The 3,982-nt window shown below is 70.1% G+C and carries 3 protein-coding genes and 2 pseudogenes; all 5 read right to left on the bottom strand.

Annotated features, from left to right (window positions below; genetic code table 11):
* Nucleotides 1–43: 43 nt before the first annotated feature.
* Nucleotides 44–826 (bottom strand): alpha/beta fold hydrolase, encoded by a 783-nt coding sequence (locus WA944_RS19095; protein WP_526374134.1) that lies wholly within the window; start codon nucleotides 824–826, stop codon nucleotides 44–46.
* A gap of 80 nt (nucleotides 827–906) precedes the next feature.
* A pseudogene (locus WA944_RS19090) lies at nucleotides 907–1,642 on the bottom strand (DJ-1/PfpI family protein).
* Between the two features lie 19 nt (nucleotides 1,643–1,661).
* The gene (locus WA944_RS19085; protein WP_526647231.1) at nucleotides 1,662–2,624 is read right to left on the bottom strand and encodes a GlxA family transcriptional regulator; all 963 of its coding nucleotides are present in this window, start codon (nucleotides 2,622–2,624) and stop codon (nucleotides 1,662–1,664) included.
* Nucleotides 2,625–2,677: 53 nt separating this feature from the next.
* Entirely contained in the window at nucleotides 2,678–3,637 is a 960-nt protein-coding gene (locus WA944_RS19080; RefSeq protein WP_526374135.1) for an o-succinylbenzoate synthase, read from the bottom strand.
* A gap of 8 nt (nucleotides 3,638–3,645) precedes the next feature.
* Nucleotides 3,646–3,982 (bottom strand): annotated as a pseudogene (locus WA944_RS19075) (amine oxidase); the annotation flags it as partial.

Genomic DNA, 3,982 nt, shown 5'->3' with positions numbered 1-3,982 from the left:
TCGTCGACGACCACCCGGGACTGCGCCGTCGAGGGGTTCATCCCTACAGACTATCGGCGAAGAAATTCAGGATCGCGGTGTTGACGACCTCGGGCTTCTCGATGAACCCGAGGTGCCCGGTGCCGGGTATCTCCATGAAACGCCCGTTGGGCAGCGCGTTGGCGACCTCGCGGCCCAGGTGGGACGGCAACACCACGTCGTCGGCGAAACCGATGACCAGCGCCGGGGTGGTCACGTTCTGGTAAGCGGCCAACCGGCTGTCCTGCGGGGCGATCCTCAGGTGAGTCCGCATGCCGGGTGTCGGCTTCTGTGGCCACATCGTGAACATGTCGATCCAGTCACGCACCGCGCTGTCGTCGTTCAGCGTCTTCGGTGAAAAGCTCTCCAGCAGGCGGACTTTCGCTTCGAACTCGACGGGTAGCGCGACGCCGGACTCGGCCAGCGCCAGCTCACCCTTCCAGAAGAAATCGCGCGAGCGGTCGTGACGGCCACGGGTGGCCATCAGCACCGCCGATCTCACCAGCTCGGGTCGGGCCACCATCAGCTCCTGGGCGATGTAGGAGCCCATGGACACCCCGACGATCCGGGCCGGGCCGAGGTCGAGCTTCTCGATCAGATCGGCGACATCGCCGACCATCGTCTCGGTGGTGAACCCTTCGGCGTTCTCGGTGGCGCCGATCCCGCGGTTGTCGAAGGTCACACAGCGGTAGCCGGCTCGGGTGAAGACCGGCACCTGGTGCAGGTGCCAGGTGCGACCCGCACCGCCACGCCCTGCGATGAACAGCACCGGCTCCCCCGAGCCGCGGTCGTCATAAGCCAAATTCACCCCGAAGACGGTACTTCGATTGTCGTTGAGACTGCATCACGGGTGGTGAATCGCCGGAAAACTCCACCGTGGACGCAGCCTCAACGGGGCGCGGGCCGCTTTGCACGCCGAATTCGCTGAAGAGCGGCGTCCCACAGCAGGCCGGTGCTCGCCGCCAGCGCTGCGGGTTTGGCCAGCTGCTTGGACATCATCGCGGTGGCCAGCGCCTTGGTACTCGCCGAGGCCTTCGACATGTGGCCGGAGTCGAACGGTGGTTGCGGGTCGTACTCCATGGACAGCTGGATGGCCTTGGCCTTGGCCTTGCCCTCGCCTGCGATGCGACCCGCCAGCCACAGTCCGAGGTCGATGCCGGCCGACACCCCGGCGCAGGTGACGGTCTTGTCGTCGGCGGACACGATGGCGTTCGTTGTTGACCGGCTGCGCGCCGAACGTGCGCAGCACCGGCAACGCCGCCCAATGCGAGGTGGCCCGCTTGCCGTCGAGCAGTCCCGCGGCGGCCAGGATCAGCGAGCCCGAGCATACCGACACCGTCCACGTCGAGGTGCGATGGGCGGTGCGCACCCAGTCGAGCACCTTCGGGTCGCGGGCGTGCTCGACGGTGCTGAATCCGCCCGGGATCAGCACCGCGTCCGGCGAGGGGGTTTCGTCGAAGGAATGTGTGGCCCCGACGAGCAGCACCGCCGAGTCAGCGGCGATCGGCCCCGGCTGGTGCCACACGAACCGTACTTCGGCGCCGGGCAGGTAACGCAGGCTCTCGTAGGGGCCGATGAAGTCCAGCGCGGTGAATCCCGGGTACAGCATGATCGCGATCTGCATGGTCTATCTCCTTGTCGTGTCAGGCGAATGTCTTGCGGTACTGGTCCGGCGAGACGCCGAGGCGGCGAACAAAGTTGCGGCGCAACGTCTCCGCCGATCCGAAGCCGCACCGCGCGGCGATGACCGTCACCGTGTCCTCGCTTTCTTCGAGCTGGCGGCGGGCGGCTTCGGTGCGGATCCGTTCGACGTAGGCGCCGGGCGCTTCGCCGACCTCCTCGGTGAACACCCGGGTGAAGTGCCGCGGGCTCATCGCCGCACGGCGGGCCATCTCGGAGATGCTGTGCGCCGCTCCAGGTTCGGCCTCGATGGATTCCTGGACGTCGCGGATCGGCGTTCTTCGGGCACGGGGCATCCACACCGGTGCGGCGAACTGGGTCTGTCCGCCGGGGCGGCGCAGGTACATCACCAGATGGCGGGCGACGGTCTGTGCGGCCTCGGTGCCGTGGTCGTCCTCGACCAGCGACAGCGCCAGGTCGATCCCCGCGGTGACCCCCGCCGCGGTCCACACCTTCTCGGAGCTGCGGACGAAGATCGGATCGGAATCCACGGTGACCAACGGGAATTCAGCGGCCATCTGGGGAGCGAACGCCCAGTGGGTGGTGGCCACACAGCCGTCGAGCAGCCCGGCCGCAGCCGCCAGCACCGCCCCGGTGCAGACGCTGACTACGCGCCGGGCGTGCACGGCCACCGTCGATATCCAGTCGAGCAACTCGGCGTCGTGGCGGGCGGTCTCGGTGCCCCAGCCACCCGGAAGCACCACCGTGTCCACGGCCTCGCCGGGGTCCGGCAGCGGCTCGGCGACCAGCGTCAGCCCGGTGCCCGTGCTGACCGGTGCGCCACCGGCGGACACGATGCGCACGGCGTATCCCTCGCCGCCGTGCGTGTCGGCATACAGCGACGCCCCGGTGAACACCTCGAACGGGCCCACCATGTCGAGGCCCTGCACACCTTCGAACCCGAGGATGAGCACCGTGCGCGGCATGGTCCCAGTGTTGGCCAGTCAGCCGACGGCGTCCAGGCCATGCATCCCACAGATCAGGACAACAGCGGGTGGCAGGCGCGGACCCGCTCGATCCACCACTGCCTGCGCTCGGGTGGTGCCGCGAGCGCTTGCAGGCGCGCCGGGTCGGGCGTCACCGTCGTCACGGGCAGGTGACCGTCGACCGGTGGCACCGGCTCGGCGACGTCCTCGACGAACAACCCCCCGGTGCCCAGGCCGCACGCATAGGGCAGGTCGGGCAGGCAGCCGGCGGCGACGAGCCCGGCGCCGATGCCCACCGCGGAGTCCAGGGCGCTGGAGACGACGATCGGGATGTCGATCTGACCGGCGATGGCCAGCATGGCGCGCACTCCACCCAGCGGCGCCACCTTGAGCACCGCGATGTCGGCGGCTCCGCAGCGGACCACGTGCAGCGGATCGTCGGCCTTGCGGATGCTCTCGTCGGCGGCGACGGGCACGTCGACGCGGCGCCGGACCTCGGCGAGTTCGGGGACGGTCCGGCAGGGCTGTTCGAGATACTCCAGCGGGCCGTCGACGGTGAGCGCGTGCGCCGCGGCGACGGCGTCGTCGACATCCCAGCCGCCGTTGGCGTCGACCCGCACCGTCGGCACCAGCGCACGCACGGCATTGACCCGCGCCACGTCGTCGACCAGCGACTGCCCGGGTTCGGCGACCTTCACCTTTGCCGTCCGCGCACCGGGAAAGCGCTCCAGGACCCCGGCGACCTCGGCGGCAGCGACGGCGGGCACGGTGGCGTTGATCGAGATGCGATCCCGACGCACGTCGGGCCGGGTGCCGTAGGCCGCCTCGAGGCCCGCGGCCAGCCAGTGCGCCGCCTCTGCCGGCTCGTACTCGACAAAGGCGCCGAACTCCCCCCACCCGGCGGGACCGTCGATCAACGCCACCTCCCGGGTGGTGATACCGCGGAACCGCACCCGCATCGGCAGCGCGACGACGTGCAGCCGTTCGAGCAGGTCGGACAACTCCACCGCCACGTCAACGCTCACACCGGACTCTTCAGCAGCGCTTCGGCGGTGCGCCTGCCGCTGACCAGCGCGCCCTGGATGGAAGCGGTGTCGCGGTGATCCCCGCACACCCATCGGCCGTCGCCGAGGCGTACCGGACGGCGCACCACCAGCGGCGGCTGCTGGGCAGGCAACGCGTTCGGGACGACGTGGCGGACCAGCAGGCTCCAGCGCGCGCCATCGGTGCCGAGGATGCCGGCGGCGTGGCGGCGCATCACCGACTCGTCGGGCGCGGATCCGTCCATCCCCAGCAGCGCCGACGCCGCGACCAGGTGCCGACCCGGCGGCGCGTAGGTGGGCGCGGCCGCCTTGATG

The sequence above is a fragment of the Mycobacterium sp. genome (assembly GCF_049683355.1).
GTDB lineage: Bacteria > Actinomycetota > Actinomycetes > Mycobacteriales > Mycobacteriaceae > Mycobacterium.
This window is presented reverse-complemented; position numbering and strand designations above follow the sequence as displayed.

What these genes read in the sequence shown, in the direction of transcription:
- WA944_RS19085 (WP_526647231.1), bottom strand. Translation starts at nt 2,624, where the DNA reads ATGCCGCGCACGGTGCTCATCCTCGGGTTCGAAGGTGTGCAGGGCCTC.